The sequence below is a fragment of the Maribacter spongiae genome, from assembly GCF_047345125.1.
Lineage (GTDB): Bacteria > Bacteroidota > Bacteroidia > Flavobacteriales > Flavobacteriaceae > Maribacter.
In genome coordinates, this window is the sequence record NZ_JBLFEQ010000017.1 from 1 (window position 1) to 26969 (window position 26969).

The window sequence follows — 26969 nt, forward strand, 5'->3', positions numbered from 1 at the left end:
TCAAGACAAGGGTGCTGTCCAAAATCACTGCCTTGACAATGGTTCAGTTCGTTAACAGGTTCGTCTTTGATAGAAATATAAACAACATTAAAATCAGCATTGTTTAAAATGCACAATGGGTTTCAATTATAATATTATTATCATAAACAGTTTTATTAAACTAACGTTCGGCAGTTTTCCATAGTTCGTTCATTTGCTCTAAAAGTGAATCAAAAACACGTTTATTATTTTCATTCTTATGGATAACGAACAAAGGACAGTGTCGACCTCCATTTTTTGTCAGATAAGGTTCAAAATAAATAACATCATCAACCTGTAAACAAAAAGATACAATTGAAAATTCCTTCTGTCGTTTTACCGCAAACAATTTATCCGGATGTTTTTTATAAAAATCTAACCACTTGGTATAATTTTCCTTACAATTCCTCTTTATATGTCCAGAATTTTTCCCTTCATCAGACTCCCTAACATCAACATATAAAGCGTCTTCATGATGTAACAAAATTTTCACATCGCACTGATTATCCGCACTAGTAATTTTCTTTTCAACCGTATCTTCTACTTTAGGTGTTGAAGTAAACGAATTCCCGGATATCGATACCAAGAAAAAATCTTTTTTTGCCTGATGTAAAAATTCGATCAAATGATTTTCCAACCACATCCTATTCGGGTAAACATTATAAAACAAGTTTGTGTCTTTTGTGTTTTTATATAAGCGATGATAATAAACATAGAGAACATACATAGTAAACGTGATGCTAGTAAATACTGACAATGTTACCAAAATCGCCCATTTACCTATATTTTTACCACAAATTTTCTCAAACAAATAGTCCCCAAAACCAAACGGTTCAAATAATGCCCAAAAGAATACATAGGACATCCAAAAGCTTAAAAAAACTGAGGAAACAACAAGTGGGATTATTTTTATTCTTCTATAGTCTGGTTGGTCTTCATTATTAAGCCACTTGAAAATTTCTAGCATATTTAACTATCTTTTATTTATTAATATATCGTGAAGTTTTATAGGATGTTCTCCCTAAATAAAATTTCAGCGATTGAATATAATAATATTAGATGAAAAAATAATAGATATGACTTATTCCTATTTATTGATTGTCTAGACTTTTCTTTCTAATTGATTCCCATTTAAAAAAAATGATATCAAAAGTATCTTAACCAATCTTGAAATTAGTTTTGTAAAAAATACTATGGAATAAATAATAAGGCTTTATCGTTTTATAACAAAATATTAAAAGTCAAATTTATAGGTAGCACCACCCAAAACCTGAAATCCCTGTACCGGATAATTGGCCCAGCGTTGATAGTTGTTATTCGCTATATTGGCCACTTTCGCAAAAATAGAGAATTGATCGTTCAAACGATGGCCTACATGGGCATTGGCATCAAAAAAACTATCCAATGTAATCTGTATGGCCGGAAATGAAGCCGGTGGAACATTCTGTATGACCACACTGGAAAAATCTTCCCGCTCTCCCACATAGAATAAATTGACTCCCGCAAACCACTTTTCCCCTATTTGATAATCCATAAATAAAGAACCCTGTATATCCGGACGGTTCCAAGCCGGATTATCGGTTTCGGTATCATAGCTATATACCTCGGCGTTTACCCCTAAGGTAAAATTACGGTTAACATCTACATTGAGCTCACCAAAAATGCCAATGGTCTTTATATCGTCATAAAACACCTCAAAAGAATTGCCATAATAGTAACCCTTTTCATCGTTTCTAAAATCGTTCCGAGGATTTAGTTTAAAAAGAGGGCTGCGATTTTCGGCCGTATAGGAACCTTTAATGTTATAACTTAAATTGGGCAATAATTGCCCTTTTAGACCAATGTAAGCATCATACTGCGTATCCGTAGGTTCAATCCGTAACGTTGGAGAAATAAACGGATTCCCATCCACAAAATCATAATAGGAATTCTGTTTTAATTCCCCTTCTATTCCCCCATAGGCAATTACGGTTTCATCGAGCAATCGATATGATGCCGTCACCGCGGGATAGATATAAATATCACTATCATTGTTCTCCAAATCCGTTCCAAATACTATGCTTACGCCCAAGTTCAAGGACAGGTCGTCACGAAGCATAATCAATCCGGGGCTGATTCCCATTTGTAGATTGGAATATTTAATTCCCTGATCGTTTGAAGCGTTATTTAAACCGGCATTTTCAAAATCACCGCTTACATAGTCCACTTTAGCCTTAATACTTAAGGATTCTTCATTCAATGGAAATTCAAGACGGGTATTTAAAATAGCCCGGTTCTCACCGGTTTTAACAGCATCCCAAAACCTTCTATACTGTATATCCGCCCGTTGAAAAACAGCATCATCCACATTGATATGGGCCCCGATCTCCGCCATGTAATAATTCTGGCGTTCATCTATGGCCAAACCCGAGCTATCAAAATCTTCCGGAAGTCCATACCAATTGTATAATTGATGCTGTACGCCTATATCCGCTCCCCAATCCAGGTCACGGTCCCTCTTCTTAAAAGAAGCATCCAGTCTAGTATTGGAGAAAATATTATCCAGTTCCACACCATCAATATCCCCTCTGGAAGAATTATGATCCAATCCGATGGTATAACCGGATTCCCTATCGATTTTATGACTTGTATAAAAATTGGCCATAATATTTGCGGGATTGCCCCCTCCGGCCGAAGCATAGGAATTAAACAGCACGGGAGGAGGCGTTTTTTCCACCCTACTGGCCGCACCTTTGGAAGGTGTAAACGTAGAGGCTACCGGAACCGAAAAAATACTATAATCTATTTTTTTCTTTTGCAATACGATAGAGTCGTTTAAATTGGGGGGCGACTTAATTTTAAACGCATCCGAAACTGTAGGGGTATAGGCTTTGGTGACCGTAACGGTTTCTGTTCCAATATCTTTTGTCTCCGTTTCCTGAGCCCTGCCGAATTGCCCCCCTATACATAACAAAAGAATCCCTATTGTAATACTGTTGTGCATATGTGCTCTGTTCTGGTACATTAGTTTTGATCTGGATTTACAGAGGAATTGCTTTGTGCCTCTTTTGATTTGATGATGGCCAATTCGTCTTTGGCGTCGCTAACGATTTCCGGATATTGCTCAAAATTATTGATTACACTTTCTAAAATATACGTGGCCTGGTAGGCATCTTCCAAGGCGTAAAAGTTTTTGGCCATAAGCATCAATCCTTTTCCTCCCCATTCCTTATAAGTAGCATAATCCTTTGCCAATTTTTGAACAGAACTATTTGAGGATTCATAATCCCGATTCTTATTCTTAAAATATGCATCATAATACAAAGCCTCCGCAGCGGTAGCTCCAGAAGCGATCTTCAACACCTGTGCATAGGCAGTTTCCGCTTTGGCCTCATTATTGGTAGCTATAGCCGACCGGGCGATCATGATCTGGGCATCACTCTTAATACGGTTATCTATACCCGGTGTGGCCAAAACTTTGTCCGCGTACTCCAACGTCTTCGTATAATTGCGTTGTTCATAATAGCCTTTCATTAAATTGGATCGTGCAAAGGTCCTGTTTTGTTGAATATTCGCCTGATCTTCCAATTTAAGAAGGTAAGGTAAGGCCATTTTATAATCCCGCTCGCCAATATACACCTCACAGACCCTGGTCAATGCCTGTTCCGCATATTCGCTGGAACTCCTGTCCGCTACATATTTATAATAGGGCAATGCGGTTTCTTTTTCCCCTTTGCCAAAGTAGAGTTGTGCCAAGCTGAAATTCGCATTTACGGCATGAAGCCCATTAGGGAACTGTTCAATATAGTTTTTATACCCTCGGATGGCCGCATCCTTATTACCGTCCCTATTTTGTTTCTGGGCCGATTCAAAACTCGCATTGTCCAACTCGGTATCGGTCACCTCCACAAAGTCCAAATTACGAACCCAGGCCGCATATTCATCGACCCTACCCATATCCACATAAACCAATTTTGCCGTAGCCACCGCCTGTATGGCCTCCTGGGTATTTGGATAGTCCCGCACCACGCTCTTGAATTTGGCGAGCGCATCATCGTTCCTGCTCCCATTATAATGTACCAGCCCTTGCCGCATAAGTGCCTGGGGTACCAGGGAACTTCCCCTATATTCATTTATAAGCCTATCATAGGCCCCTAATCCCCGATTTTCATCTCCGGTGGCAACATAGGAATTGCCCAATTCGAACAAAGCATCATCCTTAAAACTGGATCTGGGATATTGGGCAACAAAGCTTTCCAGGTTTTCTATTTTTTTTGCGTTGCGATCCACAAAACCATAACTCATTGCCTTTTGATAGGCAGCATAATCTTTTTCGGGACCGGTTAAGGCCAAAGCCTTATTATAGGTTTCAATAGCAGGCCAGTATTTACGGGTAGCAAAATAAGAATCTCCCAAACGGAGGTAACCGTCGTTCAATTTTTCAAGTTCTCTTCCCCCCCTATTCGTGAACGCATTAAAATATGTAATGGCATTATCATAATCTTTTTGTTTAAAATAGGCATAGGCCAAACTGTAATCTATATCCCTGTACGCTTCAACATTTTTAGCGTTCGGGTTTTGTTTAAAGGCCGAAAAACCAACGGCAGCTTCATCAAAGCGATTCAATAGGTAATCCGCTTCGGCCTTCCAATAGGTTGCCCGTGCCTCAAAAAGACTGTTGGCGCTACTTTTCAAGGATTTTTCCAGATGCTCCGAAGCTCTACCGTAATCGCTTTCCATAAAGAGTTCTATGCCTCTGTAATACGCTACTTTTTGATAGGTTTCTTTGCTCGCATAATTTTTGTTCTTTTCCAAAAGCTCCATGGCTCCCGCAAAATTTTTAGAGGTAATAAAGGAATCCACCAGTAAGGTTTGCATTTCCTGTTGATGCCCGTCATTGGGGTATCTTTCCAAATAATCGGTAATGACCTGTGGTACGGATTCATAGGCATTTCCTATTTCATAGCTCAATCTGGCATAATTCAAAAAGGCATCTTTCTGGATATCCGGGCTAAAATCCATCTGCGAAGCGTTTCTAAACGCATTTAGGGCTTCCTGTTTTTTATCCAATTTCAAATAGCATTCCGCCAGATGATAATAGGCGTTTTGAGAGACACTATTGGTTCCCCCGATAATCTTATTGAATTGTTGAACGGCATTCCCATAATCCTTTTGTTTGTAATGGCAATAGCCCAACAGGTAGTAATCCGTGTTGTTCCATTTTCCGCGTTTTCCCTTGTATTGCGATAAATAGGGAATGGCATTACTATATTGTTCCAGATTGAAATAGCTTTCCCCTATGATCTTGTTCAGTTCGGAAATTTCCTTTCTGTCGGATTTGGGCAACTGTTTTTTTGCCAGGGCAATGGCCTCCTGGAACTTGCCCAGTTTAAAATTCATATCGGCCTGATAGTAACTTAGTTTTTCTTCCAATACATCCTGATCTGTAATTTGGTCAAAACGCTCGTTGGCCGTTTCATAATCATCTTGCTGGTAAGATATGTATCCCAAATAATACTTTGCCTGCGAACCATAGACTGGTGAACCGGTAACTTTTTCCAAGTAACGTTCCGCCTCTTGGGCCTTTCTGGAAGCGAAGAGTGCATACCCGTAATTAAAATTGAACTTATCTGTTTCACCCAGGGACAAGGCATTTTGATCTACTTTATTGTACCATTTTAAGGCGTACGGATATTTTCCTGTTTCAAAATAATATTCGGCCACATCGGCAAAGGCGGAATTCCTTTTGGTGGACGTCGGATATTTTTCCACAAAGTTCTCCATGAGTCGGTCCGCCCCCAATTGGTTCAAACGTACTGCGGCATTGGCAACATAATAAGCACTATTGGCAGCGGTTTCTTCATCTTTGGTCGTGGCCTTTACCTTTTCGAACAAGGTCTGTGCTGCCTGATATTGCTCGTTGTTGTACAACCTTAGCGCATCTTGAAAATCTTTATGTTCATGGGTATAAATTCTGGTCTGCTGGGATTGGGCAATCCAAACCGTTCCAAATACCAAAGGAATAAAAGCGGTGATTTTTTTGAGCATAGTGTTCTTGACTATTAACAATTACCGGATATCAAAAAGGATAACGGCAAATATTGTTCCTAAGTATGTTAGTCTTGCTTTTCGTTCTTCATGTTTTATCGAACATTCTGCCCATCAAACTATAAACCTGTTCCATATAATGACATTTTTATAATCAAAATTTTAAGATTTCGGTAAATAAAAGTGCTTGTATCGGATGGTTGCATATGGCCTAAAAACATTCCGTACAAAGGAAAAGATTTTGAAGAACAGTTCCCCAATATCGTGCGGAACTTATTATTTTTATATCAACATTGATATTATGGAGGACACTATTTTAGAATTAAGGGATGTAGCTATTTTCCAAAAAGAAAACCTTATCCTAAACGATATAAGCCTACAGATAGAAAAAGGCGAGTTCGTTTATCTCATTGGAAAAACGGGCAGTGGAAAGAGTAGCTTTATGAAAACCCTTTATGGAGATCTGCCCTTAAAAAAGGGGGAGGGCAAAATAGTTGACTTTGACCTGAAAGCCTTAAAAGAAAAGGACATTCCCTTTCTCCGCAGAAAACTGGGCATTGTTTTTCAGGATTTTAAATTATTGCCCGATCGCAATATTAATCAAAACCTGCTTTTTGTCCTTAAGGCCACAGGATGGAAAGACCAGGCAAAAATGGATGCCCAAATACTGGAAGTTTTGGAAAAAGTAGGCATGAAGACCAAAGGCTTTAAATTTCCGCATGAGCTTTCCGGTGGTGAACAGCAACGTGTGGCCATTGCACGGGCCTTGCTCAACGATCCCGAGCTTATTCTAGCCGATGAACCTACCGGCAACCTTGATCCGCAAACCAGTGTGGAAGTTATGAAAGTGTTACAGGAAATCAACAAATCCGGCAGGACTATCTTAATGGCCACCCATGACTATGCGCTTATTCTCAAATACCCATCCAAAACTATAAAATGTGATGCAAACCGGGTTTTTGAAGTAGTGCAAAAAGCGGTATAAATCCTCGAACGCAAAATAAGCATGTACTTAAATAGAGCCAGAATAGTTTAACTGGCCGAAATTGTAAGCTATGGTTTTCTGATAAAAATCACAATAAAACCCAGGGACAAAAGTTATAGATAAAGGCCAAATTATAGTGTACGTCATATTGGCCTTCTAAAAAATAACATAATCATCATGAAATCATTCTTCATTTCCATATACTTTGTCCTGTCCCTGTTCCATACCCCTATTTTGCAAGAGACCCGAAAAACAACGGCAACATTTGATGGGTATGTCAACAATCAATTTAAATTTACCAATAGTGAAGGAAATTCATTCACATTTCATTCCATCTCCGATACTGCAAAGAATACTTTTGATCTGACCCAGGATAAATTTAAGGGCGTACTGTTCTATATCTCTTTTGAAATGATTCAAACACAGGACAAAACCAGTCCTAAATATACTATAGTCGGGCTAAAAAAATTAGAATAAATGGTTTTTGAACCAATTATTTCTTCTACACTTTGTTCAACTCTTAATTTTTAAAAGAACCCATTCTTTTTTGTTACTTTGCGGCGATCAATAAAAACACACAATGGAAGTTCTTGGTATTGATATTGGCGGTTCTGGAATAAAGGGAGCCATAGTAAACGTGGAAACAGGGGAAATGTTGACACAACGGCACCGGATAAAAACACCAAAGACCAGAACTCCCGAGGACATGGCCTCTGTAGTGGCACAACTTATAGCACATTTTGATTATAAAGGGAAAGTGGGGTGTGGTTTTCCTACGGTTATAAAAAAAGGAATCTGTAAATCTCCGGGGAACCTGGATCCCAGTTGGTTGGGGGTTAATGTTGAACAGCTTTTCGAAAAGAAAACAGGGCTAGATTTTACCGTTATAAACGATGCCGATGCCGCCGGTTATGCCACTATGACCTATGGAATAGGTAAAGGGGAAAAAGGCTTTGTCCTAATGATTACCATTGGTACCGGATTGGGCAGTGGCGCTTTTTTGGACGGAAGATTGATCCCAAATTTTGAACTGGGACAAATACCGTACAAGACCTATAAAAAAATTGAACTTTGGGCCGCGGCTTCGGCAAAGGAACGGGAAGAACTCACTTATAAAAAATGGGGAAAACGGTTCAATAAGTTCTTACAATTGGTCGATCTGATCGTCTCACCCGATCTTATCATTTTAGGTGGGGGCACTTCAAAGGAATTTGATGAATTCAAGGATTGTATCACCATAGATACCCGGGTAATTCCCGCTAAATTAAGAAATCAGGCAGGAATCATTGGAGCGGCTGCGGCTACCATGCACAAAGCTCCCAAGGTATAGTCTATCAGAAAAGGTCTTTTATTTTGCATGCCTGAACGGTAGGGGACTTTAATTTAAGCTTTAAACGTACCATAACATAAAAAGCCCCGGAATATAGTATTCCAGGGCTTTTCTATTTTTAAAGGGAGTTTTTTTAAGCGATCTTATTTCTTTTTCGTTCTACTTCCGTCAAGAATATTTTACGAAGTCTCAAATGTTTGGGGGTTACCTCAACATATTCGTCTTTCTGTATGTATTCCAACGCTTCTTCCAAAGAGAATTTAATGGCAGGTACGATCTTGGCCTTATCATCCGCTCCGGCAGACCTTACGTTAGACAATTTTTTGGTCTTTGTAATATTGATGACCATATCATCGCCTCTCGAGTTCTCTCCAATAACCTGACCCTCATAAATATCCTCTCCCGGATCCACAAAGAATTTTCCCCGCTCTTGAAGTTTATCTATAGAATAAGGAATGGCCTTTCCTTTTTCCATGGAAACCAAAGAACCGTTCAATCGCTGTGGAATATCGCCTTTCATAGGTTGGTATTCCAGGAAACGGTGCGCCATGATGGCTTCTCCTGCCGTGGCCGTCAACAACTGGTTTCTAAGACCGATGATTCCTCGTGAGGGAATTTGAAATTCGCACAACATACGGTCTCCTTTAGATTCCATACTGGTCATTTCCCCTTTTCTTATGGAGACCATTTCCACCGCCTTGCCCGATACTTCTTCCGGCAAATCAATAGTCAAGTGTTCAACAGGTTCGCATTTAACACCATCGATCTCTTTAATAATGACCTGTGGCTGACCGATCTGTAATTCATATCCTTCACGTCTCATGGTTTCGATCAATACGGAAAGATGCAGTACCCCACGTCCAAAAACCAAAAATTTATCGGCGCTATCCGTTTCTTCAACACGCAACGCCAGATTTTTTTCCAATTCACGCTCCAAACGTTCCTTAATATGCCTTGAAGTCACGAACTTACCGTCCTGTCCAAAAAACGGACTGTCATTTATAGTAAACAGCATGCTCATGGTAGGCTCATCTATAGCTATGGTCTTTAATCCTTCGGGATTTTCTAAATCGGCAACGGTATCCCCAATTTCAAAACCTTCTACCCCTACCAATGCACAAATATCGCCTGTGGTCACTTCCTGTACTTTTTTGCGGCCCAGGCCTTCAAAAGTGAACAATTCCTTTATTTTGGATTTCACTATTTTTCCATCCCGTTTCACCAGAGAAATCGGTTGCCCCTCCTTTAATGTCCCGCGTTGTAATCTTCCAATGGCTATTCTTCCCGTAAAAGAGGAATAATCCAAAGAAGTGATCAACATTTGGGTATTCCCTTCGGTGGGTTCAAAGGTCGGTATATGTTCAATGACCATATCCAAAAGCGGTTCAATGGAATCCGTTTGTTTTTTCCAATCCTCGCTCATCCAATTTTGTTTGGCGGAACCGTACACGGTCGGGAAATCCAACTGCCATTCTTCCGCACCCAGTTCGAACATCAAGTCAAAGACTTTCTCATGAACCTCTTCGGGAGTACAGTTTTCCTTATCTACCTTATTGATTACCACACAAGGTTTCAATCCCAGATCAATAGCTTTTTGCAATACAAAACGCGTTTGCGGCATTGGCCCCTCAAAAGCGTCTACCAGTAATAGCACGCCGTCGGCCATGTTCAGGACACGTTCCACTTCTCCACCAAAGTCGGCGTGGCCCGGAGTATCGATAATATTGATCTTCGTTCCCTTATAAACGACCGAAACATTCTTTGAGGTAATCGTAATGCCACGCTCCCGTTCCAAATCATTGTTATCCAAAATAAGTTCCCCTGTATTTTCGTTTTCACGAAAGAGACTGCAATGGTACATGATCTTATCCACCAGGGTAGTTTTACCATGGTCTACGTGGGCAATGATCGCAATATTTTTTGTTGTGGACATAAAGCCTAATTTTAAGCCTGCAAAGATACTGCTATTTTTTCCGCTACAATATAAAGTTATGTTATTTTTATCTTGCTGATTATGAGAACGTTCCGTCCTACATTTATTTTCCCTTTCCCCCATCGATCACCCAACCGACACTTATACTGACCGTGGGTGCAAAACCTTCATCTTTAAAAAAACTATCAAAATAATAACCGACACCAAATTCCAAATTGAAATTAAATCCTTTCGGATACGTCCTTTGGAGACCATAGACCGGACCGGCAAAACCAAAATAACCATCTCCGGAGGTTAAATTCCCAATAATGACTTCCTCTAAAAAAAATGTTCCGGAAGCGGCAAGATAATTGCCTGTATTACCGGCAGTTCTTTTGTTCTTTTTTAATCGTCTCTTAAGATTATAATAATACCTGTATTGACCATTTAAGGACGGAATAAATGCATATCCCGTACTGTTTAAGGCAAATTGCAGACTCCCATTAAAATCCAACGCTTGATTTTCACCGATTCCTATTTCATATTCCAATCCCGGGTTTATAAAATTGATCTTGAATTGATAATCTTCTACATTTTTTCCGGATTGTGCCCGTAAGGACAGTGTTGAAAAGGTCAAAAAGGAAAGAAGGATTGTTTTTTTCATAGAACTAGTTTGATCTTTGAATTGGGTTTTCAATCATCAAACATCAGACCAAAATGGAGGCTCATTGAAATTTAGGTTTTCTTGATTTGCGTTTGGTCGCCACCCAACCAAAGTTCATCGTAAAAAGCGGCCCATACCCGGAAGGAACCCCGTCACCACGATAATAACCCGCACCCAATTCCATAGTAAAATTAAAGCCTTTGGGGTATGTGCGCTGAATTCCATAAGCCAACCCGTAAAAACCGATATTAAAATCATCAGGACCTTCTATATTGGTATCTAATCTAAGTTGTGAAAAGAAAATTGCCTGTGCCGCCGCAATGTAATTTCCGGAATTCCCGGATACATTTTTTCCGTTATTGATACGCCTATTGAAATTATGATAATACCTGTACCGATTATTCCAGGCAAGACCAAGAGCATAACCCTCCTGATATGAGGCCAGGCCTATACCCAAACTACTGGAAGCACTTTGATTTCTAAATATTCCCAGTTCATAAGTGAAACCGGGTGCGAACAAATCAAATTTGAATTGGTGGCGTTCCAAATTGACCAACCCATTACCTTTTTCGGTTATGTGTTGGGCATTTATATTTGAAATCAGGGTCAATAAAAGAAATCCGGAAAAAAATAGTCTTTTGATCATCATTATTCGTTTTTTGATTCTTTAAAACTAAAATGATCAAATTGATCCGATATCGGGTTTAAGTAAAATTTAGGAAATAAGCATATTACTTTCCCACGCACCATCGTTTTTCCCCAATGATCCAACCCAGGGTCAGGGTAAAGGTAGGGTATATCCCTCCAGAGAAATTACCCAAATAATAACCGGCTCCCAACTCCGTATTAATACTAAGGCCTGCGGATATGCTCCGCTGCCATCCGTATACCGGACCTATTGCACCAAAAGGGGATGTCTCAACAGTATTCTTGATCGGGCTTTGTGTAAAAAGGGTGGTAGCCAACGCAATGTAGTTTCCTGAATTCCCATACGCCATCTTATTCTTTCTAAACCTGCGCTCCAGATTGTGATAATACCTGTATTGTGCGGTAAACGCCGAGAATAAATCGATTTGGGAGAACGGATCAAGTGCATTTGGATCAAGGCCATATTGTAGTCCCGCTTTAAAATTCAAGGTACTGTTTTCCCCAACGCCCATCTCATATTCCAATCCCGGGAATAAAAGGTTTATTTTAAATTGATGCTTTTCAACGTTCTTGCCAAATTGTGCACTGGTACGTGTACTACCGATCAACAGTACCAAAAAGATAGTTCCTTGTAGTATTTTCATTTTAAGATCTGGGTTATCTTATTGATATCTTGCAAAAAAGGATAGTAGGTCAGAAATCCTATCTTTACAAAAAATAAAATCAATATGCAGTTAGGTCGTATTCCGCAGATAAAACATACAGATTCCGATAACTTTTTTTTATTGTGTGGTCCCTGTGCCATTGAAGGAGAAGAAATGGCTTTGCGGATAGCGGAACATATAATCACTATTACCGATAGGCTAAAAATCCCGTATGTATTTAAAGGAAGTTTTAAAAAAGCCAATCGTAGCCGTATGGATTCCTTTACGGGCATTGGAGACGAAAAAGCATTGAAAATCTTACGCAAGGTTTCCGAAACATTTAAGGTACCCACCATTACGGATATACATACGGAACAGGATGCGGTTATGGCCGCAGAGTATGTTGATGTTCTCCAGATTCCAGCTTTTTTGGTGCGCCAAACTGATCTGGTCGTTGCCGCAGCGCGAACGGGAAAGACCGTTAATCTTAAAAAGGGACAGTTCATGTCCCCGGAAAGCATGAAACATGCCGTTACCAAAGTAACCGAAACGGGAAACGAACAGGCCATTGTAACGGATCGCGGCACCATGTTCGGTTATCAGGACATGGTAGTGGATTTTAGAGGGATACCTACCATGAAACAATACGCTCCCGTGGTCTTGGATGTTACGCACTCTTTACAGCAACCCAACCAATCTTCCGGGGTAACCGGTGGTCGTCCGGCTCTCATAGAGACCATGGCCCGGGCCGGAATTGCAACCGGGGTAGACGGTCTTTTTATAGAGACCCATTTTGATCCCGCCAATGCCAAAAGTGACGGTGCCAATATGTTGGATCTAAATTTATTGGAAAAATTGTTGAATAATTTGGTCACTTTACGGAAAACGGTCAATACATTGCAATAATATAGTTACCCAAAAGTTATTTGAAAAAGACCAAACCATCGACCATGCAGCGAAGCTATTTTCTTATTTTCCTTACTTTTCTAACGTTTTCAAAAATACAGGCCCAACAACCCGATAACTTTGGGAAGATTACTTCCTTTGAAAAGAAGATGACTTCCTACGAAAAAGATTCAAGTGCCAATGCCGTGGTCCTATATGAACGAGGAGACAATTACTTTAAGGTAGTGGATAGGCGAATCCGATTAATTAAAGAGTATCATGGGAAAATCAAGATTTTCAATGAAAAGGCCTTTGACCTTGGTACTATTCAAATACCATTGTACCACAACAAATCCGCTTCGGAAAAACTTACAAAAATCAAAGCGGTAACACATAATGATGATAGGCAACACACTGTACTGCCCAGTGAAATATTTACCGCAGACCTTTCTGAAAAATGGAGGGAAAAGAAATTCACATTTCCAAAACTACAATCGGGCAGCATTATAGAATATGCCTATACGATCGAAACCCCTTTTGATTTTAATCTAACGGGCTGGGATTTTCAAAAGAAAATTCCAGTAGTATACAGTGAGTTCAACGCAAAAATACCGGGCAATTGGGTATACAACCGGTCATTGACCGGACCATTTGAATTAGACATCAACGATGCTGATGTCTCAAAAGATTGCTTTCATGTAGATGGTATCGCAAACAGTGCGGACTGTGAAGTCTTGAAATATGTAATGAAGGATGTTCCAGCTTTTAAAGCAGAAGAAGATTTTATGCTGGCCCCTTCAAATTATATAGCCAGTATTAATTTTGAACTCTCCGAATATCATGGCTTTAATGGAAATAATAGAAAGTTCACCAAATCATGGAAGGATGTAGATCGTGAATTTAGAAGTGATAAGGATATTGGGCGACAATTGACCAAAAAAGGTTTTTTTGAAAAAAATGTTCCCGAAGAACTGCTTACGGATGGAGATGCATTGACCCGGGCCAAGAACATTTTTAATTTTGTTCAGGAATATTATACCTGGAACGGGAAGTTTAGAATTTATGACAAGGCCCGTGTGAAAGAGGCTTTTGAACAAAAAACAGGCAGTGTTTCAGAAATAAACATGTCTTTGATCAATCTTTTGAATGCTGCGGGCATCAAAACAAACCTCATGTTATTATCAACTCGAAAAAGAGGGCTTCCTACCAAGGTTCATCCCGTAATGAGCAATTTCAACTACTGTATCGCAAAAGTCGAAATTGATGGCAAAGACTATTTATTGGATGCTACGGATAAATATATGAGCTTTGGAATGCTCCCCTTCAGGGCCCTTAACCATTATGGCCGTGTAATGGATTTTAAGAAAGAGAGTTATTGGTACGATATAAAGCCAGAGGGCCTGAACAAACGTATGATAAGGACCCAACTAAAATTTGATATTGAAAAAGAAAAGGCCATAGGTATATTCGATGTTACGAACTCGGGGTATAATGCAATGGCTTTACATAAAGTTCTTGCACAACACAACGAGGATGATTATTTAGAGCGTATTGAAGAGGATATTGAGGGTGATATTACCATAACGTCATACCAGCTCCAAAAAAATCTTAGTTCCGATAAAAAAATCTCGGAACGCTTTAAGTTTGAATTGGACAATATCCTAAATGGGGATATCGTCTATTTTAATCCGTTCATTATTCGTTTTTTTGAAAAGAATCCTTTTTTATTGGAAAATCGTACTTATCCTGTTGATTTTGGATATCCAAGAAGTTTCCAATATTCAATAAATATTACCATTCCAGAAGGTTACAATCTTCACGAACTACCCAAAAACCAGGCCGTTATGCTTGGGGAAAAAGAAGTGGAATTAAAATTCCATCATCAAAAAAATCAGAGCCAAGTAGCTATTTCTTTTAAGTTGGATTTGAACAATACTTATATCGACCCTGAAAATTATCAAGGGTTGAAGGACGTTTTCAAGCATATCATAGACGTTCAGAACAATTCCCTTATCGTCTTTAAAAAGATATGATCGCCTTGCTTATTATTCGTATTTTGAACCCCTTTAAAATCGTTTTGCCATGAAACCTAATGCCGTATTTCTCCTATTTTTTGTTGGGATTACCTCTTTTTCTTGTATGGAAACATCAAGGGATATTCCAAAAAAAACACGACCCAATATTGTCTTTATCATGGCAGACGATCATGCATACCAAGCCATTGGTGCCTATGATGACAAACTTATCAAAACACCGAATATTGACAGAATAGCCAATGAAGGCCTGCGTTTTGTCAATGCCAGTGTCACCAATTCTATCTGCGCTCCTTCACGGGCGGTTATCCTAACGGGAAAACACAGTCACCTAAATGGTAAAATAGACAATAGGATGCCGTTCGATACTACAAACGTTACTTTTCCGCAGTTGCTTCAACAATCGGGCTATCAGACCGCAATGTTCGGAAAACTTCATTTTGGAAACAATCCCAAAGGTTTTGATGAGTTTAAGATACTGCCCGGACAAGGCGATTATTACAATCCGAAATTCATTACATCTAAAGGCGATACCACGGTTACAGGCTATGTAACGGACATCATTACGGATTTTACTTTGGATTGGCTGGAAAAAAGAAGGGATACCGCCAAACCGTTCTTATTGATGTACCTTCATAAAGCGCCCCACAGGCCATGGATACCGGCAGAAAGGCATTATAAGGAATTTACCAAAAAGACCTTTCCGGTTCCCGAAACGCTATTCGATAATTACAACACCCGGGGCAATGCCGCTAAAACTGCGGAAATGGGCATCTTAAAAGATATGCAATTTAGATATGACAATAAAGTCACCAAGGACATTGCTACCGAATTGGAGCTTGAGGACAGATACAATCTGTCCCCCCTACACAAAATGAACCAGGCACAAAGAGCGTCGTGGGATTCTGTATACAGGCCTATTAGCGAATCATTTAAGGAAGCTTATCCAAAAATGAACGATTCCTCCCTTACCGTATGGAAATATCAGCGGTACATGCAGGATTATCTGGCTACAATTGCCGCCGTTGATGAAAATGTAGGGCGTCTACTGGATTATCTAGATCAAAATCGACTCAACGAAAATACTGTGGTAGTCTATACCTCCGACCAGGGGTTTTATCTGGGGGAACATGGTTGGTTCGATAAAAGGTTCGCCTATGAGGAGTCCTTTAAAACGCCCCTGCTTATTCGTTGGCCCAATATTATAAAGCCGGGCATTACCGAAGATGAAATGGTACAAAATCTGGATTTTGCACAAACCTTTTTGGAGATTGCGGGAATAACGCCCCCGCAGGACATGCAAGGGGAAAGTTTAATGCCCTTATTGACCGGGGGTAAACGTGAGTGGATCCGTAATGGCGTATATTATCACTATTATGAATACCCATCGGAACATGCCGTAAAACGCCATTATGCCATGGCCACAAAAGATTTTAAGTTGATCCATTTTTATTTTGATGTAGATGAATGGGAATTGTACGATAGGAAAAAAGACCCCAATGAACTGAACAATGTATATGATGACCCAGACTATGCCGAAATAAGGTCACAGCTTAAAAAAGAACTTCGGGAACTAAGGGAAAAATACAAGGATTCGGACGAACTAAGCCAAAGCTATATTCAGATATACCGAGAAAACGGGTGGATCAAATAATGGAAAGATAAAGACTAATAGTCTATCTATCATTTCCAAAACCCACTATCCACAACTGAAAAAGCTTCTTGAAGAACGGCTATAAGGACGGTATCATCAATCCCTTCAAGCGTAGTATAACGAAGTGATTTCATAACTTTTCGTTTTTCCGTTACAAGATGCTCCAAGTGTTTGGTCAAATGGGCCGCATTCCAAAACCCCACATCCACGTATTTCTTTTTAGGAGGTACATTAAGGTAACAAAACGGTTTACCGCTAATATAGTAGAACGGAATGCGGTATTTAAATTTGAGTTCAACCTGCGGTATCGTATGTTCAATAACGGATTGTAGGTGTAATAAGATATTTCTAAATGGTTCAGGTTGGTTTAGGATGTAATCTTCTGCTGGGTTCATACATATAAATTTACTGTTTCTTTACGAAATCCGTTCATTTTCACTACTTTCAAAACCTACATATAAAAAATCATCATCATGAAAAAAACACTGTTGTGCTTAACTTTTTTCATTATAAGTTCAATTCATGTCCGTGCCCAATCCCATTCTCATTGCGGTACGCAACCGTTTACCTATCCGGATATTGAAGGGTATACGACCTTAAAGACCGATCTGCACATCCATACTGTTTTTTCAGATGGAAATGTCTGGCCTACCATTCGTGTTCAAGAAGCTTTACGGGAAAATCTGGATGCCATATCGCTTACCGAACATCTGGAATATCAACCACATTTAGCGGATATTCCGCATCCCGATCGTAACCGTGCTTATGAATTGGCTTTCGCCGAAGCCAAGGAACATGATTTACTAGTAATTCCCGGGTCTGAAATTACACGTTCAGCTCCTGTTGGCCATAGTAATGCGGTCTTTATTACCGATGCCAATCCGTTATTGGCCGAAAAACCTGAAACACCATTTAGGGAGGCAAAAAAACAAAACGCCTTTGTCTTTTGGAACCATCCGGCATGGTATGCCCAAAACCCCAACGGAAATCCCATTTTGAGCGATTTTCAAAAAGAACGCATCAAAAATGGTGAACTACATGGTATTGAAGTTATCAATACCGTTGATTACTCGGAAGAATCATTTGCCCTGGCCCTGGAAAACGATCTGACCATTATGGGTACGAGTGATATTCACGGACTGATCGATTGGGATTATACGGAAAAGGGCAATCACCGGCCCATCACTTTGGTCTTTGCCAAAGAAAAAAACATCGAAAGCCTTAAGGAAGCACTTTTTGCGGGAAGAACGGTAGCCGTTTACAACTCCCTCTTGGTAGGAAAAACAGAATATCTAACTCCCTTGCTCAAAGCTTGTATAGAGGTAAGTTCGGCCAAATACCTGGCCAAGACCCAAATATTGGAAGTTGAACTGGAAAATGTCTCCAGCAGCGACCTCTTGCTCGAGAACAGTATGGAATACAGTTTTTATAACAGCTCCCCGGTTTTTGAAATTCCTGCAGGGAAAACGTATACCCTACAGATCAAAACCTTGAGAAAATTACCCGAACTATCCCTTAAATTAAAGGCTTTAGGGGCTTATACCGCACCAAAAGAACATCCTATTGTAATATGGGATATTAATACCAATAAAAACAAACAATAGGAGATTTAAGGGATGTCGGAATTATTCCCTGCCATCCACGTAATCCTGCAAATAGGAAAACCGTGCCGTGAGTTTCCCGTTTCGGGTCATTCTGGCCCGTTCCAAAATTCCGTCGGCATCCCCATTAAAAAAGGCGGGAATCACATATTTTGAAAAGGCTTCCCCAAAGCCGTTACTGGCATCCCTGGGCAGTTCCGCCGGTAAATTGTCCACGGCCATGACCGCTATGGCTTTCTCATTTTTAAAATCGGTTTCGGATTCACGCTGCGGATCATAACCGTAAATGGGTTCCGCAATGGTCGATGGTCGTATGGTCGTAGCCACCGGTCCATCAATATCACAGCTGATATCCGCCACCACCTTTATTTTAAAATCAGGATGTTTTGCATCTTTACGTGTATAGAGGTATGGGGCACCATCACCATAAAAATGTCCGGCAATATAGAAATCGGTCACTGTTGCAAAGCGGAAAAAATCGGACTTGTATGCACTGGGATCGGTAAAAAAGCCCCCCTCACTTCCAGGAAGGCCATCTTTTCGTTTGTTGTATTCCAAAACATCTATTTGACAATATACGGGCTCATTAAACGTATTCTTTACATATTGGGCAACGTTCACTTCTTTTAAACCCATGGCCTCCAACATTTCCTTTGCACCGTTACCTACACGGCCCTTTCCGGTAAGTAAGACCTTAATATTCGGCAATGTAATTTTTTTAAGGGCATCGATCAAAGCTTGTCGATCTTTCAGATGTTCCGCTTTTGGCAATTGAAAACTATCGTATTTTAATCCATATGCACGTATTCCGTTATAGGCCCCAACAATGCCGGCATAACGACCAAAGGCCACTAGGCGTATGCCCTTGGAATCGGTAATGGCCTCATGATCGTAGAGTTCGATGTTCTTTTTTAAAATGGCCCGGAGCAAATCTCGATTGTACGGTTGTTTTTTAATCGTATGGGAGAAGAAAAAATATTTTTTATTGGGAATCAATGCATCAACAGGTACTTCTTTCACGCCTAGGAGTACATCACAATCTTCCATAGAACCAGACAGTCCCATATACATCTTTTCATACTCATTATCCGAAAATACACGAATGAAGGATGGCTCAATGATAATTTGGGCTTTTTTATGGCGGGCCATAATATCTTGACAAAGTGTTGGAGAGAGTACGACCCTTCTATCCGGCGGGTCTTTGCGTTCTTTGATAATTCCGAACTTCATAAATGTTTGGTATAAATTTTGCCTTAAATGTAATTGGATCTGCATTGGTTCACAAACTTTTGTTAGCTTTGCTCCTTGCGTTAGGGATAGAGGCAAGTACCGTGTACAGCCGATAGCCCGATGCTCCGAAACCTTGGTGACGGAGCAAACGCCCACAAAAATAAAATTGTTCTTTGATAAAAAAATGAGATTTGGATTATAGGCCCTTCGACTACGCTCAGGGCATAATTCGATTACACGAATCAAAGATTCGTTATCTCATTATGGGGCCGACTGGTTTTGACAGCGAGACCAATGGCAATGTAAGCATGCCGAGCGCTGGGGTACAGCTCGTTAATATCATACTTCACACTTTTAATTGGCGATAACAATTACGCTCTTGCCGCATAATCTGAATTATAGTAGGATTTGCCTCGTCTCCGCAAGGCGGAGAAGCGAGATGTTCCTGGATAGCCCTTGTTGATGGCGATCCATTTAGGAGCACCAGAAAAGTCAACATAAGGATGTTGTTCGCTTTGGCGGCATCTCTAAAACCTTAAGAAGCTAAGTGTAGAATAGGCGGTCTTTGGTCGGTTCTGCATCTAAAACCAAACAAGGACTAAGCATGTAGAAAGCACTGACATTGCTTGTTTGGACGAGGGTTCGACTCCCTCCGGCTCCACTTTTAGAATGTCAAATTTGACTAAAATCCTGTAAATTGTTGATTTACAGGATTTTTTATTTTACTAAACACCAAATAATATCATTTGTAACTATACTAAAAGGGACCTATTCGGTGTCACTATTAAATATTTATTAACTGACACCGAATAAGCCTTAATAAAATCTATTTCAATTAGTTACAAAAAAAAAATAAATATATATATGTATATTTATTGAGTATTTTTTGTTCTAAATTATGCAAAATTCTTATCACATCCTGTTTTATATAAAAAAAGGTAAGGCAGATCAAAAAGGAAATGCTAATATTTATCTTAGAATTACTGTAGATGGTCAACGATCAGAGATGAGCATTAATCGCAAAGTTCCTGTTGAAAAATGGAACGCCAGGGCTGGTCGGGTAAAAGGTGTTAGCCAGTTGGCTCAGGAAATTAATTCTTATATATCTACCCTTACTGTTAAGCTAAATAGAATTCATCAAAACTTGGTAGAGAAGAACATTCCAATATCTGCTGGAATGGTCAAAAGTATTTTTTTAAATGATGGTAAACAGACCAAAATGCTTTTAGAGATTTTTGATGACCACAATGTTCGAATGGAAAAACTTATTGGTAAGGAGTTCGCTTTAGGAACCTACAAGCGTTACCACACTACACGGAACCATGTTGGTGAATACGTAAAACTAGAATATCTTAAAGATGATATACCGGTTAGTGATGTTAATTTAAAATTCATCAAAGGCTTTGAGTACTTCCTAAAAGTGACAAAGGCCTGTAACCACAACTCGGCCTTAAAGTATGTGAACAACTTTAAAAAAATTGTTCGTATTGCGGTAGCTAATGATTGGATTAGCAAAGACCCTTTTTACAACTACAAGGTGCAATTTAAAACTGTAGAACGGGAGTTTCTTTCTAAAGAGGAGCTACAACGTCTTATTGACAAAGAAATTCAAGGAGAACGCTTGGGCATTGTTAGGGATATGTTTGTACTCTGTTGTTATACAGGCTTAGCCTATGTGGACGTACAAACTTTATCCCGAGAAGAAATCTACCAAAACGAAGAAGGTGGCTACTATATTAAATCTAAACGGTCTAAGACCGATTCAGGTTTTACCATTCCGCTTTTACCTACTGCTGTTAAGATAATTGAAAAATATAAAGATCACCCCAAAGTGATTAACAAGAACTGCGTGATTCCTGTTTTGAGCAATCAAAAATCCAACGCTTATCTTAAAGAAATTGCGGGTCGCTGCGATATTAAAAAGAACCTTACCACCCATCTGGCCCGGCACACCTTTGCGACTACTGTTACACTCTCTAATGGTGTGCCAATTGAGACAGTAGGTAAGATGTTAGGGCATAAAAATCTACGGACTACGCAACACTATGCCCAAATCATCAACAAAAAAGTAAGTGAGGATATGGCTGTTTTAAAGGAAAAGTTGAAAAACACAAAATTGAATAAATGAAACTCTTTTTACCACCTTACTCTTTTTCACAACTTCTTCAATTTTTAAAAGAAATGGGAAGTTTTCTTCTTGAATGTTGTATTTTGATTTAGTATTAACTGGGTATGAAATAATTCTAGATTTAATGGGGCAACACGTCATAAAGGTTCCTGATTTTTTAAGCACTAAATTAAAGGGTTCAAAGCATAATAAACTTGTAGAAGATGTATTAACAAGCTATTCTGACTGGATTTCCAGAAATGATACAATTTTTTTTAGAGAGTATACTGATCATGGGATTAATCATTTAGAAGGTATCCTTGAAACAGCATGTCTTCTCCTTACTGAGGAATCAAAACCTTTCTTTTCCGATTCTGACGCTTGCATATTGATTATATCAACAATATTACACGATGTCGCCTTACATCTTCAAGAAAGTCAGTTTATCGCACTTGTCAACAATGCTAAATATCCTGGAATTAATTCTGATTTGGATAACGACACTTGGACTCAATTGTGGATTAAATTTTCTGCAGAAGCAAGTAGATTTAGCCAGTCACAGCTTCAATTACTATTTGGGGTTAAAGAACCTATCCCTATACCCGACCTTAATGATTTCCAAACATGGACACCTTTACAATATCAATTAATAGGTGAATTCTTGCGCAGACATCACCCACGTATGGCTCACGATTTTGCATTATTTGGTTTTCCAGCTAAAGAAAATAATAAAGATATTTTTATAAAGATAGAGAATGAAGAGTATCATAAGCTCATTGATTTGGCCGGTTTAGTAGCAAGAAGTCATGGAACCTCATTACGTAATCTTTTTGATTATTTGAACAAAAAATTTTCCCATATAAGAATTCAAGAAGGTACACATTCAGTTTACGTTATGGTTATTCTTAGAATTGCTGATTACTTACAATTACAATCCGACAGAGCACCTAAGGGACAGTTTATAGTTAAGAACTTGAGAAGTCCACTCAGTAGGAGAGAATGGAAAATCCATTCAGCAATAGAAAACATAATATATGATAATCACATTGACCCTGAAAGCGTTGAAGTCATTGTTGATTCTAAGAAGTTGGATATAGAATTATATCTCCGCATACAATCCTTATTTGATTCAATTCAAAAAGAGTTAGACCATTCTTGGGCTGTGCTAGGAGAAATCTATGGTCGTTTTAAGGAACATAAACTTGGAATTACAATTAGAAGAATTCGTTCAAACATAGATGATAAAACTTTTTTTGGCAGAAAAGCAGGATTTGTAACTGAAAAAGCAACTTTTACTGCTGCTGATGCTGAACTTTTAAAGCTTTTTATAAAACCCCTTTATGGGGATAAACCAGAAATAGCTGTGAGGGAATTGATTCAAAATTCAATAGATGCGGTAAGAGAGCGCTTAATATTTGATCCAAATAAAATTGAATTATCCCAATCACCTTCAATAATAGTTGCAATAACCAAGTATAAAGACAAATGGAAGCTTAAAGTAGAAGATAAAGGAATGGGGATGACTTTATACACCATAATTGAGTATTTTTTGAATGCAGGGGCATCGTACAGACTTTCAAATGTTTGGAAAGAAGACTTTGTTGATAAATCTGGTAAAACCAAAGTACTCAGATCAGGTAGGTTTGGAGTTGGCGCATTAGCCGCCTTCATGCTCGCAGAAGATCCAACGGAAGTTGAAATGAAAGTAACTACAAGGCATATTACTAGTCAACCTGAAGGGGCTTTCGAGTTTACTACAAAATTGTCAGAAAAGCCAATTCAAATAAAACATACAACCAAAAAAGAGCCAGGAACAATAATCGAAATCACTACTGAAAATCCTCCCGCCTTTATGAGAGAATCAAATAAAAAAGATACCAATTCCAAATGGGATTGGTATTGTCTCGACCATCCAATTGTTCAGCGATTCAATCTAAAAGGGAAAAGTATTCCTCAAGAAGTAACTTTACCCTCATCGCTTAAAACAAGTAAGCATGACTATCATTGGATTTTCCCTAACGGATATGACTCAGTAGGTTGGTCATATTCTCAATTCCCTAATATAGTGTGTAACGGAATTGTTGTTATCGAAAGTGATTTACATTACTCCACAAATAAAGGAAATGAAAGTGACAAAAAAATTAAGATGCCAAATCTTTCGATTTTTGATAGAGATGGTAATTTACCTATAACTTTGGACCGATTGAGAGTTGAATATAACGAATTACAATTCTTAAATGATTTAATAATAGATATTGAGAAAAACATATTGGCATATATTTTAATTGCGGCTCCTCGTAAAAAACCAACTTCAAACATCTATCCCAAATTAAAGCCTCACCCCGCATTTCAAGATTCATCAAATCATATCCCATGGGTTCATGTACCAGAAGGCTCAATATTGTATAATATAAACCTTTTTCACATTCTTGGTTGCGACAGTATTCTCGAGATATCTGATTCTTCCTTAATTCCCACAATTATGAACTCAGTAAAAAATGTTGAAGAGGTGGCTTACACAATAGACAACCACTCAATATGGGACGATTTAAAAGCAACACCAAACAATGGCTCTGGTGGGAATAGAATTAATATTTATAGACCCATAATTAATAAGAAAGATATAAATCCAATAATAAAATTAATCGAATCAGCAGGAAACTTTGAAGGTAATAAGTACTTTATCAATGAAGTAGAAAATTTTGTCGAAAATCATTATAAAAGTGCCATTACCGAGTCAAAATTATCTCTAATTGATTTTGTAATAAATGTATTAGTAAAAGAAAAAATTGTAGAAAGACAGCTTTCCGAGAGTTTTTACAATATTCTCAAAAGTTATGGAGTAAGTACTCGACAGCTCAAAACAATTCTTTTTATTGCAGGAACTTCAGATTACAAATCTGAAGTATTTTTATTTATCGAAGAATCCCTTAACTTAAAATTATATGAAAATTATTCAAGTAGTTATTTTTCCGAAGAAAGCAGATTAATAGATAGTATTGAGAACAGAATAAGGAATCTTACTAATTCTAAAAGATTGAGTCAAGAAATGGAATCAGAGTTAAATACAAAATTCAGGTCGAATATTCTAAATTCCAGACTGAACGTAGGCTCAAGATATAGGGTTAATTTTAGAATTTTGGAACAATTGCTTGATGAACTAAAAAAAATCAGCCAACAAACACCAAAAGTAGAAATGGAAAAGTTTGGAAGGTTTATTGAAACCAAAATCGATTGGGATGAAATTAAATCTTTGGACTTTAGTAATTTCTCAATTGAATGTCCAATCTCGGAACTAATTGTAAACAATAGATTTAAAGGAAAAAAAACGGATGACTTGCTTTCAAAAATATGGTTGACATATATAGGCAATAATATTATCCCATATAGTTCGACTAAGAGAAAAAAGTTGATAAACGAGGTGAAAACTAATTTTCAAATTGAAAGACATCTTGCTCATTGGCAAAAGGAATTCAAAAAACGCTAAGTTAGTTTTAAATTGAATATCGATTCATATACAAAAGCAGATATTAATCGCTTACATCACCTAAGTATTTGTTTAAATTTTACTATCACTCTAATTAGTTTGAGATAGTCAACATCTAATTTTATAAATCCAAACAACTTTCCTACTCCCCTTTAATTCCTTCAACTCAATTTGCAATTTTTCATTATCTCCAAGAACATCCAATTATCAATTTAGAGTTAAAAAATACATCGCTCTACTGAAAACATTTTGATTTAAAGTTTAAACATTTGATTACTTACCTTAGAACGTATATTATGTAAGCTTCCCTTAAAACCGAACTGTTTAAAAGTAGAATAATAATCTTAAATTTTAAACAGTATTATGAGGAAGAGCAAATTTTCACCCACGCAGATCGCAAAGATCCTAAAGGAGTTCGACAACGGTAAAAGCGTTGAACAGATCAGCCGTGAGCACGGCGTTAGTTCGGCCAGTTTTTATAAATGGCGTTCGAGGTACGCAGGAATGGATTCCAAGGAGCTCAAACGTCTTAAGGAACTCGAAGAGGAGAACCGCAAGCCCAAGCAGATGTACGCCAACTTGGCGTTGGACCATCAAATGGCCAAGGAGATCATCGAAAAAAAGCTCTAAAGCCTTGCCGTAAGCGTAGTATTACCAAAGAACTTATTCATTACGGTATCAGCAGGGCGTGCCGTGTCCTTAATATGAGCAAGGGTGTCTACTATTATAAACCTTTGCCAAAGGACGATAAAGAGATAGAGGATGCTTTACGGCAAAAAGCCAAAGAGCACTCCGAAGAAGGTTTTTGGAAGGCTTACGACCGTTTGCGCAATGAGGGAAAGCCATGGAACCATGAAAGGGTCCATCGTGTCTATAAGTCCCTTGGATTGCCTTTGAGAAGAAAAGTCAAGAAACGCTTGCCCGCAAGGATTAAGGAGCCCCTAGAGGTGCCCGGCGAACTGAACCATACTTGGAGTATGGACTTTGTAACCGATGTCCTGGAAAACAAGGGACGCTTCAGGTCCTTCAACGTAATCGATGATTTTAATCGGGAAGCACTTCATATAGAGGTCGACTTTTCTTTGACCAGCAACCGTGTTGTCCGGGTACTTGACCATCTTATAAATAAAAAAGGGAAACCGAAGAGGATTAGAATGGACAATGGCCCGGAATTCATTGCCCATATAACGAATGATTGGAGCCAGATGCACGAGATAGAATTCAAATACATCCAGCCCGGCAAACCGACCCAAAATGCTTTTGTGGAAAGGTTTAATGGAACCTATCGAAGAGGTGTTCTTAACAAGTATATATTCGAGGACATCCACCAAGTAAGGGAACGGACACAAATCTGGATGAATGATTATAACCATCACGGGCCTCACGATGCCTTAGGTAAAATACCGCCCGTAAAATACGCGGAACTTAATTCTTTTGGGGCTAGCCCCAAAAGAATTAAAAACAATAACTTTAATCAAGTTTTAGAAAATTAAGCAGTTCTAATTAGGGGAAGCTTACAATTACTAATTTAACCCATTGTGCATTTTAAACAATGCTGATTTTAATGTTGTTTATATTTCTATCAAAGACGAACCTGTTAACGAACTGAACCATTGTCAAAGCAGTGATTTTGGACAGCACCCTTGTCTTGAACCCTTCAAATGTCTTTGCGTAGTTCCTCCGAATCATAAACTGGTCGCATAGCTGCGAGAACAGTGTCTCTATCCGTTTTCTGCACTTTCTA

Annotated in this window: 20 protein-coding genes, 1 other RNA gene and 1 pseudogene; 12 read left to right on the forward strand and 10 right to left on the reverse strand. The window is 38.7% G+C overall.

The window, feature by feature from the left end; genetic code table 11:
- A pseudogene (locus tag ACKWB9_RS15250) lies at positions 1–107 on the forward strand (IS982 family transposase); the annotation flags it as partial.
- Positions 108–160: 53 nt separating this feature from the next.
- Here ACKWB9_RS15250 and ACKWB9_RS15255 read toward each other — a convergent pair.
- The 3 genes from ACKWB9_RS15255 to ACKWB9_RS15265 all read right to left on the reverse strand — a co-directional run bounded on the left by ACKWB9_RS15255 (position 161) and on the right by ACKWB9_RS15265 (position 6045).
- Positions 161–985 carry a hypothetical protein gene (locus ACKWB9_RS15255; RefSeq protein WP_414003878.1) on the reverse strand — a complete coding sequence of 275 codons (825 nt, stop codon included), beginning with the start codon at positions 983–985 and terminating at the stop codon, positions 161–163.
- A 267-nt stretch (positions 986–1252) separates the two neighbouring features.
- Positions 1253–3022 (reverse strand): TonB-dependent receptor, encoded by a 1770-nt coding sequence (locus ACKWB9_RS15260; RefSeq protein WP_414003879.1) that lies wholly within the window; start codon positions 3020–3022, stop codon positions 1253–1255.
- Positions 3022–6045, reverse strand: a complete 3024-nt coding sequence (locus ACKWB9_RS15265) for a tetratricopeptide repeat protein (RefSeq protein ID WP_414003880.1) — start codon at positions 6043–6045, stop codon at positions 3022–3024. Before ACKWB9_RS15265 ends, ACKWB9_RS15260 begins: the two co-directional genes overlap by 1 nt.
- A gap of 301 nt (positions 6046–6346) precedes the next feature.
- Between ACKWB9_RS15265 and ACKWB9_RS15270 the strand changes: the two genes are divergently transcribed.
- The 3 genes from ACKWB9_RS15270 (at position 6347) to ppgK (ending at position 8360) form a co-directional block, all read left to right on the forward strand.
- Positions 6347–7030 carry a cell division ATP-binding protein FtsE gene (locus ACKWB9_RS15270; protein ID WP_414003881.1) on the forward strand — a complete coding sequence of 228 codons (684 nt, stop codon included), beginning with the start codon at positions 6347–6349 and terminating at the stop codon, positions 7028–7030.
- A 177-nt stretch (positions 7031–7207) separates the two neighbouring features.
- Positions 7208–7507, forward strand: coding sequence for a hypothetical protein (locus ACKWB9_RS15275; RefSeq protein ID WP_414003882.1), 300 nt, complete (start codon positions 7208–7210; stop codon positions 7505–7507).
- Between the two features lie 103 nt (positions 7508–7610).
- Positions 7611–8360 (forward strand): polyphosphate--glucose phosphotransferase, encoded by a 750-nt coding sequence (gene ppgK / locus ACKWB9_RS15280; RefSeq protein WP_414003883.1) that lies wholly within the window; start codon positions 7611–7613, stop codon positions 8358–8360.
- Positions 8361–8493: 133 nt separating this feature from the next.
- On the opposite strand, the gene typA is transcribed toward ppgK, so the two are convergent.
- The 4 genes from typA to ACKWB9_RS15300 form a co-directional block, all read right to left on the reverse strand.
- A complete protein-coding gene (gene typA / locus ACKWB9_RS15285) occupies positions 8494–10293 on the reverse strand; it encodes a translational GTPase TypA (protein ID WP_414003884.1) in 1800 nt (599 codons plus the stop codon).
- A gap of 103 nt (positions 10294–10396) precedes the next feature.
- On the reverse strand, positions 10397–10936 hold the full coding sequence (locus ACKWB9_RS15290; protein ID WP_414003885.1) for a hypothetical protein: 540 nt from the start codon (positions 10934–10936) through the stop codon (positions 10397–10399).
- A gap of 61 nt (positions 10937–10997) precedes the next feature.
- Entirely contained in the window at positions 10998–11582 is a 585-nt protein-coding gene (locus ACKWB9_RS15295; protein ID WP_414003886.1) for a hypothetical protein, read from the reverse strand.
- A gap of 85 nt (positions 11583–11667) precedes the next feature.
- The gene (locus ACKWB9_RS15300; RefSeq protein ID WP_414003887.1) at positions 11668–12228 is read right to left on the reverse strand and encodes a DUF3575 domain-containing protein; all 561 of its coding nucleotides are present in this window, start codon (positions 12226–12228) and stop codon (positions 11668–11670) included.
- A gap of 84 nt (positions 12229–12312) precedes the next feature.
- On the opposite strand from ACKWB9_RS15300, the gene kdsA reads away from it, so the two are divergent.
- The 3 genes from kdsA to ACKWB9_RS15315 are packed head-to-tail and all read left to right on the forward strand — an operon-like array spanning position 12313 to position 16800.
- Positions 12313–13134, forward strand: coding sequence for a 3-deoxy-8-phosphooctulonate synthase (kdsA, locus tag ACKWB9_RS15305; RefSeq protein WP_414003888.1), 822 nt, complete (start codon positions 12313–12315; stop codon positions 13132–13134).
- Between the two features lie 20 nt (positions 13135–13154).
- Positions 13155–15146 (forward strand): DUF3857 domain-containing protein, encoded by a 1992-nt coding sequence (locus tag ACKWB9_RS15310; RefSeq protein ID WP_414003889.1) that lies wholly within the window; start codon positions 13155–13157, stop codon positions 15144–15146.
- A 49-nt stretch (positions 15147–15195) separates the two neighbouring features.
- A complete protein-coding gene (locus ACKWB9_RS15315; RefSeq protein WP_414003890.1) occupies positions 15196–16800 on the forward strand; it encodes a sulfatase family protein in 1605 nt (534 codons plus the stop codon).
- Positions 16801–16829: 29 nt separating this feature from the next.
- On the opposite strand, the gene ACKWB9_RS15320 is transcribed toward ACKWB9_RS15315, so the two are convergent.
- Positions 16830–17195, reverse strand: coding sequence for a DUF1801 domain-containing protein (locus ACKWB9_RS15320; protein ID WP_414003891.1), 366 nt, complete (start codon positions 17193–17195; stop codon positions 16830–16832).
- A 78-nt stretch (positions 17196–17273) separates the two neighbouring features.
- Here ACKWB9_RS15320 and ACKWB9_RS15325 point away from each other — a divergent pair, with 78 nt between their 5' ends.
- A complete protein-coding gene (locus ACKWB9_RS15325; protein ID WP_414003892.1) occupies positions 17274–18404 on the forward strand; it encodes an Sb-PDE family phosphodiesterase in 1131 nt (376 codons plus the stop codon).
- A 21-nt stretch (positions 18405–18425) separates the two neighbouring features.
- Here ACKWB9_RS15325 and ACKWB9_RS15330 read toward each other — a convergent pair whose 3' ends face one another.
- A complete protein-coding gene (locus ACKWB9_RS15330; RefSeq protein ID WP_414003893.1) occupies positions 18426–19631 on the reverse strand; it encodes an NAD(P)-dependent oxidoreductase in 1206 nt (401 codons plus the stop codon).
- A gap of 265 nt (positions 19632–19896) precedes the next feature.
- On the opposite strand from ACKWB9_RS15330, the gene ssrA reads away from it, so the two are divergent.
- The 4 genes from ssrA (at position 19897) to ACKWB9_RS15350 (ending at position 26718) form a co-directional block, all read left to right on the forward strand.
- Positions 19897–20295, forward strand: a transfer-messenger RNA (tmRNA) gene (gene ssrA / locus ACKWB9_RS15335).
- A gap of 234 nt (positions 20296–20529) precedes the next feature.
- The gene (locus tag ACKWB9_RS15340; RefSeq protein WP_414003894.1) at positions 20530–21759 is read left to right on the forward strand and encodes a site-specific integrase; all 1230 of its coding nucleotides are present in this window, start codon (positions 20530–20532) and stop codon (positions 21757–21759) included.
- A 73-nt stretch (positions 21760–21832) separates the two neighbouring features.
- Positions 21833–25225, forward strand: coding sequence for an HD domain-containing protein (locus tag ACKWB9_RS15345; protein WP_414003895.1), 3393 nt, complete (start codon positions 21833–21835; stop codon positions 25223–25225).
- Between the two features lie 363 nt (positions 25226–25588).
- Positions 25589–26718, forward strand: a protein-coding gene (locus ACKWB9_RS15350) for an IS3 family transposase (RefSeq protein ID WP_414003896.1) whose coding sequence is annotated in 2 segments (ribosomal slippage) — positions 25589–25850 and positions 25850–26718 — 1131 coding nt in all. Because the reading frame shifts where the segments join, the coding sequence is not laid out codon by codon here.
- A 52-nt stretch (positions 26719–26770) separates the two neighbouring features.
- Here the strand turns inward: ACKWB9_RS15350 and ACKWB9_RS15355 are convergent.
- The coding region (locus ACKWB9_RS15355) for a transposase (RefSeq protein ID WP_414003897.1) at positions 26771–26969 on the reverse strand (199 nt) is incomplete at its 5' end.